We start from the raw sequence: 19944 nt of genomic DNA on the forward strand, positions 1-19944 counted from the left end.
ACCCTACTGCCTACTGCCTACTGCCTACTGCCTGTTCCCTACTTGATCACCATCCTCTGYTTGTCGCGGTTGGCGGCATAGGTGCTCTTGTCATAGGCCGCCTGCGCCTGCAGCTGCTCCTTGGTGAAGTTGGTGTAGAGGTATTTCTTGCCGTTCTTGTCGGTCATGACTTTGGGCTTGTCCATACCGACTGCCACTTGCTTGGCGYCGGTGCCGAGGAAGGCGCCGACGTCGACGACCACTGCGTCCGGCTTGTTGTCCGGCGTCATCACGACCTCGCTGACCTCGCCGATCTTGGCGTCGTTGGCGCCGTAGACGGTCGCGCCCTTCAGGTCGTCGCCCTTGACATTGGCCATCGGCATTTCGGTAAGTGTCGACTTGTCGATCGAGGCCGTCTTGGTCTCGTCGGTGCCTGACGCACCCTTGTCCGCCGCCTTGTTGGCGGCCGTGGCCGGCGCTGGCTTGGCCGGCTTGCTTTCCTTGTCGGCGGTGGTGTCGGCGGATGCAACGGCCGGCGTGGTGGCAGCCGGACCGGCCGTGGCCGAAGCCGTCGTCGCCGGCGCCGGATCATAGGCCCTGCGATTGAAATCGGGCTGGGCCTGCAGCTCCTCCTTGGTGGTCTCGGCGACCAGCCAGCGATTCCCGTTCTTTTCGGCCCATTTTGCCTTGGCGAAGTCAAAGGTGACGTTCTTCGTTCCCATGCCGAGGAAGCCGCCGACACCGATGACGAGCGACTCGGCCTTGCCGTCCTTGGCGAGCACGATGTCCTTCACGTCGCCGATCTTCTGGGCGTCGTCGGCCGTGCCGTTGTAGACCGACTGGCCCATGATGTTCGTGGCGAGATTGCCTTCCGCCTTTTTCACCGGCTCAGCGGGCTGCGTGTTGCCGCTGCCGGAAGCCGGTGGCTGTGTGGCCCCGGCCGATTGCTGAGCCGCCGGATCGTACGGCCTGCGATCGAACGCAGGCTGGGCGCTAAGCTCGTCCTTGGTCGTCTTGGCCACCAGCCAGCGGTCGCCGTTCTTCTCGGCCCATTCCATCTTGCTGTAGTCGAAGGCCACGTCCTTCTTCCCGACCCCAAGGAAGCCACCGACGCCGATGATCGCGGATTTGGYTCTGCCGCTGGCGTCGAAGACGATGTCGTCGACCTTGCCGATATTCTGGGCGTCGTCGCCGTTTCCGTTGAAGACGGATTCGCCGATAATGTTGGTCATGATGGCGCCTTCCGAGCGGATCACGGGCGTCGGGTTCTCCGCGGCAGGCGGCTGGGCGGGCGCCGGTAAAGTCGTCTGTGCAGAAGCACCGGTTGCAAGCAGCGTTGCAAGCGCGGTCGTCGCAAAAAGAGTGCGGATCATGATCGTCTCTCCTCCTGCCTGATTACAGCATACTGCCCCGGCGGCCGGCCTTTCGCCGAACCGGCCGCGCGCGGCAGTATCCTGTAACCTCACAACGTCATGACCAATTCGTAGTTCCAAAAGCGGGGTGCGCCGGGCTCAAAATCCGGAATGGAACCTTTGGATCGTATTGCCGTTTCAGCCTCCGGCTGAGGGCTCGTTTTCAGCCACGGAACTGCGAATTGGACGGAGCGGGAATGCGGTTTGCTGCGGTGCTGAACCAGGACGGCGGCACGCTGCGGACGACCGACATCTCGGCCTTGGCCGACCGTCTCCGCCAGACGCTGGAAACAGCAGGTCATTCGGTTCAGATCGACATTGTCGCCGGCCGCGAACTTGCCCAGGCATTGAAAAAGGCTGCGGCGAAGCGGAACATCGACGTCGTGATCGCCGGGGGCGGCGACGGTACGGTTTCGGCGGCGGCATCTTTTCTCATCAACAAGAAGAAGGCCTTGGCCATCTTGCCGGGCGGGACGATGAATCTCTTCGCGCGCGGACTTGGCGTTCCGCAGACGCTGGATGCGGCGCTGAGATCCTTCGCCGAGGGCGAGGTGACGGCAGTCGACGTGGCCAGCGCCAACGGCCGGCCCTTCGTGCATCAGTTTTCAATCGGCATGCATGCCAGGATGGTCCAGCTTCGGGAGAAGATGGATTTCGGCTCGCGGCTGGGAAAGATGCGGGCTTCCGTTCGCGCCGCATGGGTAACGATCAAGAACCCGCATGCCCTCGAGGTGACCTTGACCGTCGGCAAGGCCGAGATCATTACCCGTGTGACCGGCATCAGCATCAGCAACAACCTGTTCGGCGAAGGTCATCTGCCTTACMCGGACAATCCGGCTGGCGGCGTACTCGGCATCTATGTCAGTGTCGCGCGCAGACGTCGCGACCTCGCGAGGCTGTTCCTCGACATGCTGCGGGGCCGGTGGCGCGACARCGAACATGTCGAAATCCACGAGGCTGACAAGGCTGTCCTCAAGATCCATTCGCCGGTGAAGAAGTTCCGCGCGGTCATGGATGGCGAGTTGTTCGGGCTGGAGCGCGAGACGGTGATCGAGATTCACCCCGGCGCGTTGAAGGTATTGATTCCGGCAAGCAATGCGCAGGCAAAAGCCGCGTGACAGGGCACTCAGCCGCCTTGCGTGGATTTCTGCCCGGCCGCCGGCGCCTGCGGCACGCTTTGCCCGGTCGTCTGGCTCTTGATCACCTCRCCATAGATCTCGACCGCGCCCCAGGCGATGAAGGCCAGGAGCAGCCCGGCGATGAGGATCCGGAGGGCGTGCCAGCCCCAGCGCCCCTGGCGGGCTTTGTCTTCAGGAACGGTCTTGGTCATCATTGGCCTCCGTGTTGCGTAGCAGCACGCGCTTTCGGTCACGGCATGGTCGGGTAACGGACCCTTTCAGCGAAGGTTCCGCTATCGACGGCGACGCTGCGCTGGTCAAACGGCTGCGCTTTTTCCCGGCTTGGATTGGTTTACGCTGTTTCACCGGGATCCGGATCCTGAGGCTCCGGCTTCACATTCTCGCGGTAGATGGCGTAGGCGATCAGCGCGACGACAGGCGCCAAAACGGCACCCAAGCCTCCCTTGCGCTTGGCAAGGGCCGGCACCAGCGCGAGCGCAGCGGTAACGCCGACCGCCGTCATGTCGGACTTGCGCCGACGCGCCCGGCGCCGCGCGCGCATGCCGGCCGTCAGCCGATCGACCAGCAGGACAAGCACCGCCAGCGCCAGGAATCCCGCGCCAAAGCCCAGGGATGTCGCCATCGGCCCGTAGCGTGCGGCGAACCAGATGTAAGCGGCGCCGACAAGAAAGCCGATGCCGCACAAGGCAAGAATGCCGGCAAGCCCATAAAGGATTGCCGTCATTCGCGCCTGTCGAAGAACAGCCATTGCCTCGCCGGAGGCAAGGGTCGAAATCAGCGAGACCAGCGTCCCCATCTGCGGGCTAGCGGCGGGAGAGCAGCGCGAACAGGAAGCCGACGGCCGCGGCGATCGCGAGCGATGTCACCGGCTTTTCGCGAACGCTGGCTATCAGCTGCGCTTCGATATCCTGGGCGTTGCCGCGCATGGTTTCAAACGCCGCCTCGCCCCGCGCCCGCAACTGTTCTACCCCTTCGGTAGCGGCGCGCCGCGCCGCGCCGTAACCATGCTCCTCGGTCTTGGCCAATTGTCGGGTAAGTTCTTCAATGTCGGCCCGCAGTTTCCGGATATCGGCTTCGAGGTCGGAGTTGGAGGGAGCATCCGTTGCGGTTCTGCCTGCTGCGGTCGCCATCGCTTAGCTCCTTGCGTTTTCCGTGTTTCAACGCTCGATCTACATCACGAGTTCCGGACCAGGATCGCTCCTTGGCAGGACCGAGGACGGCTACATTGACAGGACTCAAATTTCCTCAAATCAGCGGCCTCGTTCCCCGCCCGGGTCTTTCGAAATCGGTTCGAGTTCCGCCGATCACGGTGATGCATCGCCGGTCATGTCTTTTTTAAATGACATAGAGACAAATACCGCGCATGACTCCTTCAATTGTATCAATTGTAGGAGTCGCCGACACGTGCCCCCATTGCTAGACGGATTGCGTATCCTGATCCTGGAAGACGAACTCCTGATAGCAATGGATGTGGAACAGCTGTGCCGCGATCATGGCGCCGCCGATGTCACGATCGCCAGCGAAGTCACCGAGGTCGACGAGAAGGAACTGGCGTCACGCTTCGAYGCGGCAGTCGTCGATCTGATGCTGGGCGGTGTTTCGACGCTCAACTTTGCCGCGCGGCTGCGCAGCAGGGRCATTCCATTCATCTTTGCCTCAGGCTATCCGGACTCGGATGACCTCAAGGACTCTTTTCCGGAGATACGGTTGGTCAGCAAACCCTATTCGGGCGATGACCTTGTCGCGGCCCTGGCTGCCGCCTGCGGCCGCACCGCGCCCGCCTGAGCAAAGTCATTCGCAGCGCTATTGATGCAGGTTAGGCGGCGTTCGAACCCGTCACMTGCGCCGAGATTGCGTCGGGGCCATATTCGTCCTCGCCGGAAATCTTGAGGATATCCTGCAACCTGGCCCGTGCCCGGCTGACCCTGCTCTTGATGGTACCGACCGCGCAACCGCAGATCTCGGCCGCCTCTTCGTAAGAGAAGCCGGAGGCGCCGATCAGGATGATGGCTTCGCGCTGATCCTCCGGCAGCTGTTCCAACGCGCCGCGAAAATCCTTGAGGTCAAGCTGACCGTGCTGGGCCGGGTGAACGGCAAGCCTGGCGGTCATGATGCCGTCGCTGTCCTGCACCTCGCGGCCACGCTTGCGCATCTGCGAATAGAATTCGTTGCGCAGTATGGTGAACAGCCAGGCTTTGAGGTTGGTGCCGGGCTGGAAGCTCTCATGCTTGTCCCATGCCTTGACAAGGGTCTCCTGGACGAGGTCGTCCGCCTTGTCGGCGTTCTGCGTCAACGACACCRCAAAGGCGCRCAGGCTCGGTATCGCACCGAGCAGCTCGGTCTTGAAGCTCTGGGAGACCGCCGCCATGCCTCAATCCTTTTTCTCGGCGGGTTCGGCCTTTTCCAGCTGGCTGAGCAACTGAGCGAAGCGATCCGGCACCTGATCGGAGACCAGCTCGTCGTAATATTGTTTGAGTTTGCGCGCGATTTCAGAGTTCGGTCCGAGCGGATTGCCGCTCCCGTTCCGGTGCCTGCTCGTGGCACCAGTCGTTGCATTCTTTGACATTTCTTTCATACTTGCCCTAATTCCAGCACCCAAAACCGCTTTAGAACCACAGACCACAACGCAAGCGGCACCCTCGTCTGGTTGCCCATCCCGAATCCGCCAAACGCCTGTTTCCTAATTTAGTTCCAAGACCCATGGAACTTTTTTAGAAACCCGACGTTGCCTTTCCGGGGTTTGCAACCCGTCCAGCCTATGAAACGCAACGTCATATGAGGGAGACGTCAAATATGAGCCTGTCCGCAACCATCGCTCCTCACCTGCCGTTCCTTCGCCGTTTCTCGCGCGCCGTCACGGGATCGCAGGAAAGCGGTGATGCGTTGGTAGCCGCGATGCTGGAGGCCATCATCGCCGACACCGAGGTCTTCCCCGAAGCATCGAGCGACCGCATCGCGCTGTACAAGGTTTTTGCCAGACTCTTCACCTCGATTGCCATTCGGGTGCCGCAGGAGCATGCGCAGACCGCCTGGGAGCAGCGGGCAGCCGCCAATCTGAACGCGATTGCGCCGCGGCCGAGGCAAGCCTTCCTGCTGGTTGCCGTGGAAGGTTTCAGCGAGGACGAGGCGGCGGAGATCCTCGATGCCGACGAACAGGAATTCTCCGAATTGCTTGCCCAGGCAAGCAGCGAGATTTCCCACCAGGTCGCCACCGATGTGCTGATCATAGAGGACGAGCCGCTGATTGCCATGGACATCGAGGAAATGGTCGAAAGCCTCGGGCACCGCGTTGTCGGCACCGCCCGCACGCACGCCGAGGCGGTGGCCATGTTCGGCAGGACGCGTCCGAAAATGGTCCTGGCCGACATCCAACTCGCCGACGGCAGTTCGGGCATCGAGGCCGTGAACGAGATCCTGGCCTCGACACCCGTACCGGTGATCTTCATCACTGCCTTCCCCGAACGCCTGCTCACCGGCGAGCGCCCCGAACCGGCGTTTCTGGTGACCAAACCGTTCAATCCCGATATGGTCAAGGCTCTGATCAGTCAGGCGCTGTTCTTCGACCGGCAGGCAAAGGCCGCGGCCTGACCGCACCTAATGCCTGGCATCAGCTGCATTTGGAGGCTCCCCACCCCCACATGGAGCTGCGCGGAATGCGATCCTCGAAGCCCTTGCAGGGGATCGTCTTTTTCCGCGAATGGTGGAACAAACGGCATCCAGCCACGTTTTTTTAAATCGTCAGAAGGAGACGTATCATGCTGTACTGGGCGCTCGTTTTTCTTGTGGTTGCGATCATCGCCGGCGCCCTTGGGTTCGGCGGCATTGCCGGCACATCGGCTGGCATCGCGCAGATATTGTTCTTCATCTTCCTTGCATTCCTGGTGATTTCGCTCATCGCCGGCCTTTTCAGAAGAGCCTGAGGCGGGGAGCGCCGAACACTGGAAGCCGCACCCCTCAAACGGTTTCCAGCCACCGCCGGGCGGTGTCCCCAAAGGGCATCGTCCGGCGGACCGTTTTTGAGGCTGCTTGCAGCCTCGGCATGTCGAGGCTGGCGCAGCAATCTGTCATAAAGGCGTTCGCATAAAGGCGTTCGCCTGGATGCGGGAAGTATCGGATGCGTTCCAAGGCCTCAGGGAAGGACGATAGGAACAAGCGCAGCGATGAGGTGATCGCGATGCATCCCGCGGAAAGCGGGATGCAGCTTGGACGCGCCCTGCTTCACGCGCTTCACAATGCGGGAATTTCGGTCCTCTATCAGGATCGGGAAACGAAAACCGTCTGGGCCCGGAACATGCACGCGCCCTGGGCGTCCGAAACCGCCGAAGGCAAGGATTTGCTTCCTCCCGCACAGGCCAAGCGCATAAGCGCGGCCAAGCGCAGGGTGATCGAGACCGGCAAAGCGGAGCACCTCGAAGTCGGCATTTCCAGCGGCGACGGCGTTCGCTGGTTCCAGATCTGGGTCGACGCCGATCGTAGCGATTCCGGTGAGGTCCAGGGTGTCGTCACCACCATGGTCGAGACGACGGAACAGAAGCGCCGCGAGCAGACGCTGAAGACGCTGCTGCGTGAGGTCAGCCATCGCTCGAAGAACCTCTTGGCCATCATCCAGAGCATAGCCACCCAAACCGGGCGTTATTCGGAGACGCTCGGCGATTTCCTGACGCGTTTTCGCGGCCGCATTCAGTCGCTCGCCTCGTCCCAGGATCTGGTGACATCCTCCAACTGGCGGGGTGCGGCGCTTCACGAGCTCGTATCCGGTCAGGTCGCCCGCTACAGCGCCGACCCGAGCCGCAGCTTGCGCTTCGATGGCGAAAATCCTTACCTCAGCCCGAATGCCGCCCTGCATATAGGGCTGGCAATGCATGAGCTGGCCGTGAATTCGGTAAGTTATGGCGCCCTGGCGCACCCTGACGGTCATGTCAACGTAAGCGCCAGGATCGCAACCGAGAGCGACGCTTCGCCCGGCCTGTTGCTGATATGGACCGAAAGGATCGGTGCCGCCCGGCGCGACGAAAAGCGCTTTGGCAGCGTCGCCCTGGAACGCGTCGTGCCGGCATCGCTGAACGGCACCGCTGCCCTCGAGATCGACGGGAATCGCCTCGAATACCGCCTCACGATCCCTCGCGGCAATTTCGAGACGGAATAACCGCAACAAACTCGGGCCGCGAACATGCGCCGCCCAGGACCTTAACCGTCCGTTCACCATAAAGTCTGATTCTGTGCACGGCTTATGCATGTCGCCCGGAAGTCCACGGCGATTTTGGCGARACGATCTGCATGGAACAAGGATCTAAAGCGAGTCGCTCGAGTCCGCTTCGACGCGACGCGCTTCAAGAGCAACCCAGGAAAACTGCGTAGCGGCGTTCCGTCCGGCGTTACGCAAGAACAAGCACTTGAGCGGGTCGGCGATTCCATGAAGCGCTGCGCCGCTCCGATGCGCCCRAAAAAGCCAGCCGCGCTCCGCTGCGCGATTTGGGAGGACTGAATGATGGGTGCCGGCATGAACAGGTTGGAGCAGGCCGCACGCGTTTCGATGAGTGGCCTCCAGGAGGCCGAGACACCGCCGCCGCCCCGCTCATCCCATTTCTCGCTTCGCCTCGGCACCGTCGCACTGCTCGCCGCACTGGCCCTGACGGCGGCGTGGCAGTTGACCTGATCCGGCAGTTGTTCCGATCAAGACAACGGCACAGTCGCCGAGGGCTCGCGGCGTAGTGTCTGTGGCAACTACTTCAAGCGGCGTTCTAGCGGCGTTCTTCCCGAAAAGACTATCTTCATCAACAGTAAGATCATGCAGGCAAAGCCCGATTTTTCGTGCTAAATGGCGGCCGGCACTGCCGAAAGTGAGGACAAAAGTGAGGAGCATTTCTATGCGGAAGATGATCATTGCCATGGTTGCCGTGGTCGCTGTCAGCGGCTGCACCACGACCGAGCAGGACGTCRTCGGCGGCGGCCTGATCGGCGCCGGTGTAGGCGGCTTGGTCGGCGGCAGCAAGGGCGCGCTGATCGGCGCGGCCGTCGGCGCCGGATCCGGCCTGCTGGTCCRCAACCTGCGCAACGGCTATTGCCAGTATCGCGATCATCGCGGCCGGATCTACACCGCCCGCTGCAACTGATCCGGCTTGAGAGCATGATCCCGAAAACTGTGCCGCGGTTTTCGCTTCGCTGACCCTCGGTTCGCAAAAGATCATGCTCAAACAAGGAGATAAAGCGGGATGACGATTCGAAGAAACGTCATCCCGCTCTAGCGGAAATGTCGATATGGAGGCYGGCCCGCCGGCCTCCATTTTTGTGTTTGAGYGGGCGGTTGCCTGCTGCGAGGCCCAAGCGATCACGCCGTCAGCGGAATCCTTATTTCCACCTTCAGGCCGTCGGCCTGGAAATCGCGCTTGATGGTGCCGCGCAATTCGCGCGTGACATTGAGATCGATCAGCTTGGTGCCGAAGCCGGCCCTGGCCGGCGCTTCGAGTTTTGCCTGACCTGCCTCGCGCCAGTTGAGCACCAGTGTCCGTTCCCGGCCACGTCCTTCCACCGCCCAGTCGACTTTCAGCGCCCACGCTCCCTTGAGAGCATCGGCCGAGCTGCCGGCTTCGCCATATTTCAGCGCATTGGTGGCGAGCTCATGGAAGGTCAGGCCGAGCGCCTGCGTTGTCGTCTCGTCAAGCATTACCTCCGGCCCTGACAATATGCCCTCAGGAAGCTCCTTGCCGAACACCTGCCCGAGTTCGATGCGCAGGAGATCGCCAAGATCGGCCTTCTGCCAGCGCGAGCGTGTCAGCATGTCCTGAGAAGCCRCCATCGCCTGCAGCCGCGCCGAGAACGATGCCGAAAACTCCTTCACATCGGTAGCCTGGGACGCCGTCTGCCGCGCGATCGCCAGCACCCTGGTGATCGAATTCTTTATGCGGTGCTTCATCTCCTGCAGGATCAGGTCCTTTTCCAGCAGGCTTTTCTCCGTCGCCTCATGCAGCAACGACTTCGCTTCATAGGCGCGCTCCTGATAGCGGGCAACCAGCGCAATCGCCCCGGCAAGCAGCAGTCCGAACAGTCCGAGCATCACTGGAATGGCGCGCGAGGAAGGTAGCGAAAAGGCACTCGTCGGCCGAAAAAGCACAGTCCAGGGCCGGCCGGCCACGACGATATCCCGGCGCGCGACAAGCGGCGCACCCAGGGATTCGGCCGGCGGAGCCTCCGACCGGAACAGCAGGTCGCCGGCATCCGGCTTGCCGTCATAGACCTCGATATTTACCGGCAGCAGCGGCGCCTTGCTGAGCGCCACCTGGAACAAATCGCCCGCGCGGAAGGCAGCGTAGAGAAAGCCCGCGGTCGAGGAGCGGCTGGCATTGATGACCTCCGGGGCTGTTTCCACGTTCAGTCGCGCGAAGACCAGGAATCCGGGGAAGGTTTGCTGCAGTCCTTGCCCTTGGCCAAGTTGAACAAGGCCGCTGGCGTGCTGCTGGTCGTCGGCCATCGCCTTCTCGATCGCCGCCCGCCGCGCCGGCTCGCTGAACATGTCGAAGCCGATGATCGACTGATTGGACGTGTCGAGCGGCTCGAAAAGCACAATGGGCGTGCGCCACTGCTGCTTGGTGGCCGGATAGATCGGGTGCGCGGAACCGTGATCATGCAGGATGTCGCGCTCGACCGCGGCCTCGTCGCCCGCCTTGGCCAGCCTCAGGAACCCGATGCCGCGCAGGCCAGCGAAATTGCCGTCGATATCGAGCGCCGTGAAGAAGGCTTTGAACTCGCCGCGCGTGATATCGCCGTTGCGGGCATCGAACAGCGCCTGTGTCGAGCGCAGCAGCGACAAATCCAGATCGATGCGGCTCTCGATGCGGTTGAGCGCATCGTCGGCCGTTCCCTCGAACTTGATGCGCGCCGCCTCCTGGGTCGCGAAATAGGCGAACCCCGCCATCGTCAGGCTGATCAGCGCGACGGCGATGAAGGCGACGATCGGAAAGAGCTTTTTCAACTCAGGGTGCGGCCCGTGGATGATCTGCTCCTTTATGGGCAAGTCTCCACGCCAACACAATGGCGAGGCCAATCCATCACGGTGGCTGGCACATCAAACAGCCGTCAATTAGCCGGCTAACTTGTGGGCTGAAGCCGCGATCTTCAGCGCTCCTGGACCCGGAATGGCGCCTGGCGGACACTTGCCCARAATGATCATGCCAAGCACCTCGTCCTGGGTCACGTCACCGGTGCGCGCCGTGCCGACGACCTGGCCGTTCTTCATCACGCAGACCCTGTCGGCCAGCTCGAACACGTCATGGATGTCGTGGCTGATCAGGAAGATGCCGATGCCGTCGGCCTTGAGCTGCCGCACCAATTCGCCGACCTGGGCCGTCTCCTGGGGACCGAGCGCTGCGGTCGGCTCGTCCATGATCAGGATGCGGGCGTTGAACAGGATCGCGCGGGCGATCGCCACCGACTGCCTTTGTCCGCCCGACAGCTTGATCACCGGTTCCTTGAAGCGCTGGAAGCGCGGATTGAGCCGGCCCATCACCTTGCGCGCCTCGGCCTCCATCGCGACGTCGTCGAGCGTGCCCCAGGCGGTCATCAGCTCGCGGCCGAGGAAAAGGTTGGCTGCGGCGTCGACATTGTCGGCAAGCGCCAGCGTCTGGTAGATCGTCTCGATGCCGTATTTCTTGGCGTCGCGCGGGTTGGAGATCGAAGCTTCCTCGCCGTTGACGAAGATCTGCCCCGCATCGCGCTTGTAGGCRCCGGACAGGATCTTGATCAGCGTCGACTTGCCTGCGCCGTTGTGGCCAAGCAGCGCCACCACTTCGCCGGGGAAAAGATCGATGGAGGCGTCGTCGACGGCGCGGATGCCGCCGAAGGCGATCGAGATGTTGCGCATGTCGACCRGCGGGACGCCGGTGGAAGCGTTCTCTGCCATTTGTACCCTCCTGCCCTAATGCCTGACTTCAAGCATGATCTTTTCCGCAAACCGGTTTCCGCTTTGCGGGAACATGCTCAGACCCGCTTGCGGTAGATGGTGTCGAGCCACACCGCGATGACCAGCATGGCGCCGACGACGATGCTTTGCAGCGGCGAGTCGACGCCGAGCAGCACCATGCCGGACTGCAGCGACTGCATCARCAGCGCGYYGARCATGGCGCCGAGCACGCTTCCYGAACCGCCGGCAAGCGAGGTGCCGCCGATCACCGCCGCGGCGATGACAAGGAGTTCGTCCAGCGTGCCCAGCGCATTGGTCGATGAATTCTGCCGCGCCGACGAGATGGCCGCCGCGATTGTCGCCAGCACGCCCATGATCATGAACACCTTCATGGTGATCCAGCGCGTGTTGATGCCGGCAAGGTTCGCCGCTTCCGGATTGCCGCCGATGGCGAAGACATAGCGGCCGAAGCGGGTGCGCTTGGTGATGAAGGTCATGATCAGGCCGACCGCGACCGCCATCAGCACCGGAATGGCAATGCCATGGGCAATGAACAGGCCGCCTTCGGGAACGGTGATGTTGTTGGYGGCGGCGTAGCGGTTCACGATGCCGACCGGCCAAGGGTAGGAATTGGCCAGCCACACCGCGCCCATGATGATCGCGCAGGTGACCGCGCCGAGCAGCGTCTCGGCCCAGATCGGCCGCAGCGGGAAACGGAAGCGCTTGCGCTGCACCCGGCCGTYGAAGAGCATGAGCACCACCGCCAGGCAGGCGACGATGCCGACGATCCAGCTCCATCTGGCGCCGATCGAGCCCGCCGGTCCGCCGCCCATGAGTTGGAAGGTGGCGTCGAGCGGCGCCACCGTCTGGCCGCTGGTGACCCACCAGGCAGCGCCGCGCCATACCAGGAGCCCGCCCAGCGTCACGATAAAGGCCGGCACTTCGAGATAGGCGATGACGAAGCCCTGGAAGGCGCCGATCAGCAGCCCGAGCGCCAGGCCGATGGCCAGCGCCAGCACCCAGATCCACGGATTGCCGAGCTCGAGCCCGACCATCCGCACCAGGAAATGCACCTGGGCAAAGCCCATGACCATGCCGATCAGTCCCTCAGCCGAGCCGACGGAGAGGTCGATGTTGCGCATGACGATGACCAGCACCATGCCGGAGGCCATGATCGCCACGGCCGAGGTCTGCACCGACAGGTTCCACAGATTGCGCGGCGTGAGGAACGTGCGGCTGTCGAAATCGAGCGGGTTGACGCCGAGCCGCAGGCTCGAAATGACGTGCAGGCCGACCCAGATGATCAGCAGCGCGCCGACCATGCCAAGCATGCGCGTGTCGAGTTCGGTCGCCTTGAGGAAGCGCCCGACGGCGCTGAGTTCGGATGCACGCGCGCGATCCGCGGCCGGGTTGGCAGCGGCATCAGAGGTCGTATCGGTCATGATATCCTCCCACCGGCTTGCCGTCTGTCGCGGATTGCCGGACTACGATGCTAAAGCAAGTCCAGAAAAAGCGCGCCACGGGTTTCCGATCGGAATTGCACCGGAATGGCTTTCCCGACCTTGCTGAAATGGGAAGCTCGGGCGAGCGCCGCGGTCGCTGGGCCGCGGCGCCGCGTTTGGACTGCTGTCGGCCGGTTAGTTGCAGACCGCGACGCTGCCGGCGGCAACGCCGGCGCAGACTTCGTCCTTCTTGATCCAGCCGGCGTCGATGACAACGTTGAGATTGTCCTTGGTGATCGCCACCGGGGTCAGGAACAGCGATTTGACGGTGTTGCCGCCGGGCGTCGTGAAGTCCTTGGCGCCGGCGATGTCGGCCGTCTTCTTGCCGTCGGCGAGCTGCGAGGCRATCTCTGCGGCGTTCTTGCCGAGCTCGCGCGCATCCTTCCACACCGACACGGTCTGCGTGCCGAGCGCGATGCGGTTGAGCGCCGCGTGGTCGCCGTCCTGGCCCGAGACCGGAACGGTGCCGGCCAACCCTTGAGCCGTCAGCGCCGCGACGACACCGCCTGCGGTGCCGTCATTGGCCGCCACGACCGCGTCGACCTTGTTGTCGTTGGCGGTCAGGAACTGCTCCATGTTTTTCTGGGCATTGGCCGGCAGCCAGCCGTCCGTATAGGCCTCGCCGACATTCTTGACCTTGCCGCTGTCGATGGCCTCCTTCAGCACTTCCATCGAGCCCGAGAACAGGAAGTTCGCATTCGGATCGGCGCCCGATCCCTTGATGAAGACGTAATTGCCTTCAGGCTTGGCCTTGAACACCTCGCGGGCCTGCATGCGGCCGACTTCCTTGTTGTCGAAGGTCAGGTAGAACACGTCTTTGTTCTCGATCAAGCGGTCGTAGCCGACGACCGGAATGCCCTCGTCGAGCRCCTTCTGTACCGCCGGYCCGATCGCCGAGGCGTCCTGCGCCAGGATGATCAGCGCGTTGGCGCCCTGCGAGATCAGGCTTTCGACGTCGGTCAGTTGCTTGCCCGGATTGGACTGCGCGTCGGCCGAGATATATTTGTCGCCGGCGGCCTCGATGGCTTTTTTCATCGCCGCTTCGTCGGTCTTCCAGCGCTCTTCCTGAAAATTCGACCACGAAACGCCGATCAGCTTGCCCTTCGCCTCGGCGACCGACGCCAGCGTCAGCGACATGGCGACACCCGCCAGYATGGCGGCTGCAAATCTCTTCATGATTTCCTCCCTGCGCCTCTTGCGGCGCGACCCTGACTGGCCCGAAGGCCGCACACAGAGGCTTTTTTTCGAGCCTCGAAAAAACACTGCTGTAACGCCGAAGCCCTGTCAACCGCGATTTTGATGGTTTTTGAGGTGCCACGAACTTTTTTTCGAGTCGCGCAATAAATAATGACAGCCCGAACGGCTTCTGCCACTATCCGCTGAACAATTCCAGGAGAAGCGTGCAGCGATTTTCCGCACGGAATTGAACGAGACAAATCCAGCGCGGTGCGGTGTTATATCGAGGGCTACCGGACCGGTCTGGCGCGTCGCCGACGGCCCATGCAATATCGGGGGTCGCGCTGACCGGGAGGAAAGAAAAATGTCGGTCGGAATCCGCCACGACGACCTGCGCCGGCGCAATCGCGCCATGGTGCTCTCGGCCGTGCGCCGGGCCGGCCAGCCGTCGCGGACGGAGATCGCCGCGACCACCGGGCTCAGCCACTCGACCATTTCGGCGATCTCCTCGGACCTGATCCAGGAAGGCATCCTGGCCGAGGGCAAGCCGAGCGAGGCCGCTTCGCTGAAGCGCGGCCGGCCGCAGGTCGGCCTCGCCCTCAATCCCGAGGCCGCCGCGGTGGTGACGGTGGTGCTGTCGCTGAATTTCCTTTCCGTCGCCGTCATCGACTATGCCGGCCAGGTCGTTGCCGAGGAGCAGCGGCGCCTCGACACCCTCACCATGCCGCGCGGCGATTTGATCGACGAATGCACGGCGATCGTCCGGCGCCGGCTCGAGGATCCCGATCTCGATGTCGGAAGTGTCGCCCGCGTCGCCATGGGCATCCAGGGCATCACCGATTCCCACGCCCGCGCCATGCTGTGGTCGCCGATCATGYCGCTGACCGACATTCCCTTCGCCGACATCCTGGAAAAGGAATTCGGCATTCCGGCCACCATGGAGAACGACTGCAACATGATGGCGGTTGCGCTGCAATGGCGCGACCCCGACCGGTATCGCGACAACTTCATCGCCATCCTGCTCTCGCACGGCATCGGCATGGGACTGGTGCTGAAGGGCGAGCTGTTCACCGGCACGCAGTCTTCCGGAGGCGAGTTCGGCCACATGATCCACCGTCCGGGCGGCGCGCTCTGCCGTTGYGGACGCCGCGGCTGCGTCGAGGCCTATGCCGGCAACTACGCCATCTGGCGCAGCGCCATGAAGATGAGCGAGGACGCCGAACCGGTCGACGTCGGCGACGCCGACATGCGGGCGCTTGCCGCCAAGGCTCGGCAAGAGGACGGCCCGGAGCGTGAGGCCTATCGCCGGGCGGGCGAGGCGCTTGGCTTCAGCCTCGGCAGCCTGTTCGCGCTGATCGACCCTGCGCCCGTCGCCATGGTCGGCGTCAGCGCTGCGGCCTTCGATCTGATCGAGCCGGCGCTGCGCGAAGCGATCGCCCGGACTGCCGGCGGCCAGCATTCGGAATCGATCTCCTTCGATACCGAGCCGAACGAATTGCCGCTCATCCGCGAAGGCTGCGCCATGCGCGCGCTGACCTTCGTCGACCAGGAGATTTTCGCGCCGGGCGTGCAGGCAAAGGCAGGTTCGGGCAAGAACGTTGCCTGATCAGCAGCTTTGAAGTGTCTCGCCAGAGACTAGCGAAGGCCCGCAGCTTCGTCATTCCAGGGCGGAGCAGGAGCGTCTTCGCTAATCGTCAACGCAGGCGATCCGCTGTCGGACGCATCGATCCCTTCAGGACTTCAGCGCCTCGGATCTAATCCTCACGGATCRCATATCCCGCCCCGCGGATGGTGCGGATGACGTCGGGCATGCGGCCATTGTTGACGGYCTTGCGCAGCCGTCCGACATGCACGTCCACCGTACGCTCGTCGATATAGATCGTCTCGCCCCAGACATTGTCGAGCAGCTGGCTGCGCGAGAACACGCGGCCAGGATGGCGCATCATGAATTCGAGCAGCCGGAACTCGGTCGGGCCGAGCCTGATCTCGGTCTTCTTGCGGTAGACGCGATGCGATTCGCGGTCGAGCACGATGTCGCCGACCTTGAGCACGCTGGAGAGCACCTCCGGCTTGGCGCGGCGCAGCAGCGCCTTGACCCTGGCCATGAATTCCGGCGTCGAGAACGGCTTGACCAGATAGTCGTCGGCGCCCGTCGAGAGGCCGCGCACCCTGTCGCTTTCCTCGCCGCGCGCGGTCAGCATGATGATCGGCAGCCGCTCGGTCTCGGGCCRCATCCTGAGGCGGCGACAGAGCTCGATGCCGGAAACCGCGGGCACCATCCAGTCGAGCACCAGAAGATCAGGCACATTCTCCTGCAGGCGGATTTCGGCCTCGTCGCCGCGGCTCACCACCTCGACCTGATAGCCTTCGGATTCGAGATTGTAGCGGAGCAGCACCCCCAGCGGCTCCTCGTCCTCCACCACCATGATGCGTGGCGCGATCATTTGGCTGGTACCTTCGCTTTCAAGCCGCCGGCGCCGACATCGCCGTCTCGTCCTGTTTCGGACGATTCGACGGCAATTGCGTGCCGGTCAGCACGTAATAGGCGTTCTCGGCGATGTTGGTGACATGGTCGCCGATGCGCTCCAGGTTCTTGGCGCAGAACAGGAGATGCGTGCAGGCCGTGATGTTGCGGGGATCCTCCATCATGTAGGTCAACAACTCGCGGAACACGGAGGTGTATTTGACGTCGATGCGCTCGTCGTCGTTCCTGAGCTTGGCGAGCGCCGCGGCGTCGCCCGCCGTGTACTCCTCGATCACGCCCTGGACCTGGATCAGCACCAGCTGCGCCATTGCGTCGATCGAGTGCGACAGGTCGCGCGGCGCAGCGCTGACGCCGACGGAGCCGACGCGCTTGGCGATGTTCTTGGCAAGGTCGCCTATGCGCTCGAGATCGCCCGCCATGCGGATCGCGCCGACCACGTTGCGYAGGTCGTCGGCCATGGGCTGGCGCTTGGCGWTGAGCGTGATGGCGCGGTCGTCGAGCTCGCGCTGCCGCGCATCCATGATGGCGTCGTCCGAGACCACGCGCTGCGCCAAGGCGTTGTCGGAAGCGAGCAGAGCCTTGGTCGACGCGCTGACCATCGAGCCGGCAAGATCGCCCATGTCACGGATGAGCCGGCTGATCTGCCCGAGATCCTCGTCGAAGGAAGCGACCGTATGGGCCATGATTTATGTCCTCGTATGAACTCAGCCGAAACGGCCGGTAATATAGTCCTGCGTGCGCTTCTCGCGGGGCGAGGTAAAGATTTTCTCGGTGCGGTCGAACTCCACCAGCTCGCCGAGATACATGAATGCCGTCTGCCGCGACACGCGCGCCGCCTGCTGCATGTTGTGGGTGACGATCACGATGGTGTAGTCGGCCTGCAATTCGTCGATCAGCTCTTCGATCTTGGCGGTCGACAGCGGATCGAGCGCCGAGGCCGGCTCGTCGAGCAGGATGACTTCCGGCTTCACCGCCACGGTGCGGGCGATGCAAAGCCGCTGCTGCTGWCCGCCGGAGAGGCTCTGGCCGCTGGCATTGAGCTTGTCCTTGACCTCGTTCCAGAGCGCCGCGCGCTTCAGCGCCGACTCGACGCGATTGWCCATTTCGGCCTTGCTGATCTTCTCATACAGCCTGACGCCGAAAGCGATGTTCTCGTAGATCGACATCGGGAACGGCGTCGGCTTCTGGAACACCATGCCGATCTTGGTCCTGAGCAGGTTGAGGTCCTGCGAACGGTCGAGGATGTTCTTGCCGTCGAGYAGCACCTGGYCTTCCGCGGTCTGCTTCGGATAGAGCTCGTAGATGYGGTTCAGGACGCGCAGCAGCGTCGACTTCCCGCAGCCCGACGGGCCGATGAAGGCGGTGACGCTGCGTTCGGGCAAGGACAGGTTGATGTCCTTCAGCGCCTTCGACTGGCCGTAATAGAAGTTGAGGTTCTTGACCTCGATCTTGGCCTTCTCAACGGTCGTGTCGGCTACGTTCAGATCGGTGGACAACATAGGTTTCATCTGTCCTCTCTGCGTCCGGTAAGGCTGYGGGCGAAGATGCTCAGCCCGAGAACCGTCAGGGTGATTATGAGCGCGCCCGTCCAGGCGAGCTGCTGCCATTCCTCGTAGGGGCTGAGCGCGAACTGGAAGATGGTCACCGGCAGGCTGGCCATCGGCGCGTTGAGATTGCTCGACCAGAACTGGTTGTTGAGCGCGGTGAAGAGCAGCGGCGCCGTCTCGCCCGAAATGCGGGCGATCGCCAGCAATATGCCGGTGACGATGCCGGACAACGCTGCGCGATAGGCGACCGAGYGGATCACCACCCAGCGCGGCGCGCCGATGGCGGTGCCGGCTTCGCGCAGCGCATTGGGCACCAGGTTGAGCATGTCCTCGGTGGTGYGCACCACAACCGGGATCACCAGAATCGACAGCGCGACCGCGCCTGCGATCGCGGAGAAGTGGCCCATCGGCCGCACCATCAGCTCATAGACGAACAGGCCGACGATGATCGACGGCGCCGACAACAGGATATCGTTGATGAACCGCACCACCGTGGTGAGGCGCGAGAAGCGCCCGTACTCGGCCATGTAGGTTCCGGCGAGCACGCCGATCGGCGTGCCGACGGCGATGCCGATGATGGTCATGATGATGCTGCCGTAGATGGCGTTGAGCAGGCCGCCCGCATCGCCGGGCGGCGGCGTCATTTGCGTGAACACCGAAAGCGAGACGCCCGAGAGCCCCTTGTAGACCAAGGCGCCGAGGATCAGCGCCAGCCAGGCGAGGCCGATGCCCGCCGCGATGACGCAAAGCGCCATCATCACGGCATTCTTGCGCTTGCGGCGTTGGTGAAGCGATGCAGCTGTCGCCATCGGTCAGGCTCCCGTGCGGCTATCGATGCGCAACAGCATGTAGCGTGCGATAGCGAGGATCAAGAACGTGATGATGAAGAGGATCAGGCCGAGCGCCACCAGCGAGGACGTGTAGAGCGAGCCGTCGGCCTCGGTGAATTCGTTGGCGATGGTCGCCGAGATCGTCGTGCCGGGCGCGAACAGCGAGGCGCTGATGCGATGTGCGTTGCCGATGACGAAGGTGACGGCCATCGTCTCGCCGAGCGCGCGGCCAAGGCCGAGCATGACYCCGCCCATGATGCCGACCCGGGTATAGGGAATGACCACGCGCCGGGTCACCTCCCAGGTCGTGCAGCCGATGCCGTAGGCCGATTCCTTCAGGACCGCCGGCACCGTGTCGAACACGTCCTTGGTGATCGAGGTGATGAAGGGCAGCACCATGATGGCGAGGATCAGCGACGATGTCAGCAGACCGATGCCGTAGGGCGGTCCGGCGAAAAGGCTGTTGAGGCCCGGTATGCCGTGGAAAATATCAATGATGAAGGGCTGGATCGTCGTCTGCAGGAACGGCGCGAAGACGAACAGGCCCCAGATGCCGTAGATGATCGAGGGAATGCCGGCGAGCAGCTCGACCGCAATGCCAATCGGGCGCCTCAGCGGGCGCGGGCAGAGCTCGGTCAGGAAAACGGCGATGCCGATGCCGATCGGCACGGCGATGATGATGGCGATGGCCGAGGTGACGATCGTGCCGTAGATCGGTGCGAGCGCRCCGAAATTCTCCGTAACCGGGTTCCAGGCCTCGGTGGTCAGGAAGGAGAAGCCGAACTTCGACAGTGCCTCCCATGAGCCGGCGACCAGCGAGATGGCGACGCCACCCAGGAGAACCAGCACGAGGATGGCGGATGCGCGCGTGGYCGCCCGGAAGACCATGTCGGTGAGGGCAAAGCGGCGCACCGTGGCTTCTCTGGCCCGCATGGCGGACGATGTCACGGCTTCGGAAACGGCTGTCATCGAGCCCCT

At 63.1% G+C, this 19944-nt stretch carries 23 protein-coding genes; 8 read left to right on the forward strand and 15 right to left on the reverse strand.

The genetic code is table 11. The annotated features are described in order from the left end of the window. Positions 1 to 38 precede the first annotated feature (38 nt). Positions 39 to 1352 (reverse strand): PRC-barrel domain-containing protein, encoded by a 1314-nt coding sequence (locus ORS3428_RS10845; RefSeq protein WP_071097317.1) that lies wholly within the window; start codon positions 1350 to 1352, stop codon positions 39 to 41. Between the two features lie 236 nt (positions 1353 to 1588). Between ORS3428_RS10845 and ORS3428_RS10850 the strand changes: the two genes are divergently transcribed. Next, complete coding sequence (locus ORS3428_RS10850) at positions 1589 to 2509, forward strand: diacylglycerol/lipid kinase family protein (RefSeq protein ID WP_071097319.1); 921 nt, start codon at positions 1589 to 1591, stop codon at positions 2507 to 2509. An 8-nt stretch (positions 2510 to 2517) separates the two neighbouring features. On the opposite strand, the gene ORS3428_RS10855 is transcribed toward ORS3428_RS10850, so the two are convergent. From ORS3428_RS10855 to ORS3428_RS10865, 3 genes are all read right to left on the reverse strand, one after another. Further along, positions 2518 to 2721, reverse strand: coding sequence for a hypothetical protein (locus tag ORS3428_RS10855; protein ID WP_071097407.1), 204 nt, complete (start codon positions 2719 to 2721; stop codon positions 2518 to 2520). A gap of 140 nt (positions 2722 to 2861) precedes the next feature. Next, positions 2862 to 3326 (reverse strand): hypothetical protein, encoded by a 465-nt coding sequence (locus ORS3428_RS10860; protein WP_071097322.1) that lies wholly within the window; start codon positions 3324 to 3326, stop codon positions 2862 to 2864. Positions 3327 to 3333: 7 nt separating this feature from the next. After that, positions 3334 to 3660: a DUF883 family protein gene (locus ORS3428_RS10865; protein ID WP_071097324.1), complete on the reverse strand. Its 327-nt coding sequence runs from the start codon at positions 3658 to 3660 to the stop codon at positions 3334 to 3336. A 274-nt stretch (positions 3661 to 3934) separates the two neighbouring features. Between ORS3428_RS10865 and ORS3428_RS10870 the strand changes: the two genes are divergently transcribed. Continuing rightward, on the forward strand, positions 3935 to 4315 hold the full coding sequence (locus ORS3428_RS10870; RefSeq protein ID WP_244507919.1) for a response regulator: 381 nt from the start codon (positions 3935 to 3937) through the stop codon (positions 4313 to 4315). Between the two features lie 31 nt (positions 4316 to 4346). Here ORS3428_RS10870 and ORS3428_RS10875 read toward each other — a convergent pair whose 3' ends face one another. Together ORS3428_RS10875 and ORS3428_RS10880 are read right to left on the reverse strand one after the other, a co-directional pair. Then, positions 4347 to 4898 carry a sigma-70 family RNA polymerase sigma factor gene (locus ORS3428_RS10875; RefSeq protein ID WP_071097328.1) on the reverse strand — a complete coding sequence of 184 codons (552 nt, stop codon included), beginning with the start codon at positions 4896 to 4898 and terminating at the stop codon, positions 4347 to 4349. A gap of 3 nt (positions 4899 to 4901) precedes the next feature. After that, positions 4902 to 5105: a NepR family anti-sigma factor gene (locus tag ORS3428_RS10880; protein WP_071097330.1), complete on the reverse strand. Its 204-nt coding sequence runs from the start codon at positions 5103 to 5105 to the stop codon at positions 4902 to 4904. A gap of 218 nt (positions 5106 to 5323) precedes the next feature. Between ORS3428_RS10880 and ORS3428_RS10885 the strand changes: the two genes are divergently transcribed. From ORS3428_RS10885 to ORS3428_RS10900, 5 genes are all read left to right on the forward strand, one after another. Next, on the forward strand, positions 5324 to 6118 hold the full coding sequence (locus ORS3428_RS10885; RefSeq protein ID WP_071097332.1) for a response regulator: 795 nt from the start codon (positions 5324 to 5326) through the stop codon (positions 6116 to 6118). A gap of 167 nt (positions 6119 to 6285) precedes the next feature. Continuing rightward, a complete protein-coding gene (locus ORS3428_RS10890) occupies positions 6286 to 6450 on the forward strand; it encodes a DUF1328 domain-containing protein (RefSeq protein ID WP_018429836.1) in 165 nt (54 codons plus the stop codon). A 194-nt stretch (positions 6451 to 6644) separates the two neighbouring features. Next, positions 6645 to 7676: a sensor histidine kinase gene (locus tag ORS3428_RS10895; protein ID WP_071097334.1), complete on the forward strand. Its 1032-nt coding sequence runs from the start codon at positions 6645 to 6647 to the stop codon at positions 7674 to 7676. Positions 7677 to 8015: 339 nt separating this feature from the next. Continuing rightward, the gene (locus tag ORS3428_RS33480; protein WP_172833676.1) at positions 8016 to 8186 is read left to right on the forward strand and encodes a hypothetical protein; all 171 of its coding nucleotides are present in this window, start codon (positions 8016 to 8018) and stop codon (positions 8184 to 8186) included. A gap of 211 nt (positions 8187 to 8397) precedes the next feature. Then, the gene (locus ORS3428_RS10900) at positions 8398 to 8643 is read left to right on the forward strand and encodes a lipoprotein (RefSeq protein WP_071097336.1); all 246 of its coding nucleotides are present in this window, start codon (positions 8398 to 8400) and stop codon (positions 8641 to 8643) included. Between the two features lie 215 nt (positions 8644 to 8858). On the opposite strand, the gene ORS3428_RS10905 is transcribed toward ORS3428_RS10900, so the two are convergent. The 4 genes from ORS3428_RS10905 to xylF form a co-directional block, all read right to left on the reverse strand. After that, entirely contained in the window at positions 8859 to 10499 is a 1641-nt protein-coding gene (locus ORS3428_RS10905) for a CHASE domain-containing protein (protein ID WP_071097410.1), read from the reverse strand. A gap of 108 nt (positions 10500 to 10607) precedes the next feature. Beyond that, positions 10608 to 11426: an ATP-binding cassette domain-containing protein gene (locus ORS3428_RS10910; RefSeq protein ID WP_071097338.1), complete on the reverse strand. Its 819-nt coding sequence runs from the start codon at positions 11424 to 11426 to the stop codon at positions 10608 to 10610. A gap of 77 nt (positions 11427 to 11503) precedes the next feature. Continuing rightward, complete coding sequence (locus ORS3428_RS10915; RefSeq protein ID WP_071097340.1) at positions 11504 to 12868, reverse strand: sugar ABC transporter permease; 1365 nt, start codon at positions 12866 to 12868, stop codon at positions 11504 to 11506. 195 nt (positions 12869 to 13063) lie between these two features. Continuing rightward, positions 13064 to 14104, reverse strand: coding sequence for a D-xylose ABC transporter substrate-binding protein (xylF, locus tag ORS3428_RS10920; RefSeq protein WP_071097342.1), 1041 nt, complete (start codon positions 14102 to 14104; stop codon positions 13064 to 13066). A gap of 364 nt (positions 14105 to 14468) precedes the next feature. Between xylF and ORS3428_RS10925 the strand changes: the two genes are divergently transcribed. Next, positions 14469 to 15710 (forward strand): ROK family protein, encoded by a 1242-nt coding sequence (locus ORS3428_RS10925; RefSeq protein ID WP_071097345.1) that lies wholly within the window; start codon positions 14469 to 14471, stop codon positions 15708 to 15710. A gap of 148 nt (positions 15711 to 15858) precedes the next feature. On the opposite strand, the gene phoB is transcribed toward ORS3428_RS10925, so the two are convergent. Genes phoB through pstC form a run of 5 tightly spaced genes read right to left on the reverse strand, consistent with a single transcriptional unit; the run spans position 15859 to position 19935 of the window. Then, on the reverse strand, positions 15859 to 16548 hold the full coding sequence (gene phoB / locus ORS3428_RS10930) for a phosphate regulon transcriptional regulator PhoB (RefSeq protein WP_071097347.1): 690 nt from the start codon (positions 16546 to 16548) through the stop codon (positions 15859 to 15861). Between the two features lie 19 nt (positions 16549 to 16567). Beyond that, the gene (phoU, locus tag ORS3428_RS10935; RefSeq protein ID WP_108723035.1) at positions 16568 to 17275 is read right to left on the reverse strand and encodes a phosphate signaling complex protein PhoU; all 708 of its coding nucleotides are present in this window, start codon (positions 17273 to 17275) and stop codon (positions 16568 to 16570) included. A gap of 18 nt (positions 17276 to 17293) precedes the next feature. Beyond that, positions 17294 to 18097: a phosphate ABC transporter ATP-binding protein PstB gene (pstB, locus tag ORS3428_RS10940; protein WP_071097351.1), complete on the reverse strand. Its 804-nt coding sequence runs from the start codon at positions 18095 to 18097 to the stop codon at positions 17294 to 17296. Then, a complete protein-coding gene (pstA, locus tag ORS3428_RS10945; protein ID WP_071097353.1) occupies positions 18094 to 18945 on the reverse strand; it encodes a phosphate ABC transporter permease PstA in 852 nt (283 codons plus the stop codon). Before pstA ends, pstB begins: the two co-directional genes overlap by 4 nt. Positions 18946 to 18948: 3 nt before the next feature. Then, complete coding sequence (gene pstC, locus ORS3428_RS10950; RefSeq protein WP_071097355.1) at positions 18949 to 19935, reverse strand: phosphate ABC transporter permease subunit PstC; 987 nt, start codon at positions 19933 to 19935, stop codon at positions 18949 to 18951. Positions 19936 to 19944: the final 9 nt, after the last annotated feature.

Source organism: Mesorhizobium sp. ORS 3428 (assembly GCF_001854785.1).
Lineage (GTDB): Bacteria > Pseudomonadota > Alphaproteobacteria > Rhizobiales > Rhizobiaceae > Mesorhizobium.